The sequence below is a fragment of the Pseudomonas sp. MWU13-2100 genome (genome assembly GCF_023242365.1).
Lineage (GTDB): Bacteria > Pseudomonadota > Gammaproteobacteria > Pseudomonadales > Pseudomonadaceae > Aquipseudomonas.
Genome location: NZ_JALLIX010000175.1, coordinates 1 through 319, shown reverse-complemented (window position 1 = coordinate 319; position 319 = coordinate 1). Strand labels below are relative to the sequence as shown.

At 55.5% G+C, this 319-nt stretch carries 1 pseudogene; it reads right to left on the bottom strand.

Annotation, left to right across the window (positions count from 1 at the left end):
- A pseudogene (locus tag M5B99_RS29905) lies at positions 1 to 319 on the bottom strand (EF-hand domain-containing protein); the annotation flags it as partial.

Sequence of the window (319 nt, the reverse complement as noted above, 5' to 3'; positions counted from 1 at the left end):
TCATTTGCTTGAGCCGCTCTTTCTCCGCCAACCAATTCAAATTTGGAGTCGAACCGCTATGGCCCAGCAACTCATCCAGCCCATCCCATATGGGCGGCCTGTAATACCATTCGTTCAGGCAGCGAACGATCAGCCGCGAAATCGACTGGGCATGGGCCGGCAAACGGATCGCCGCTTGCAGTTCTTCCGCTGACATCTTGCCATCGCGGTTACGGTCGATAATGTCATGCAGTCGGCGTCTTACTCGCCCCCTGTGTTTGTCATCAACCATCGGGCCATAGCGTTCAAGTTGCGGCTGAGTGAGGCGCTTAACAGACAG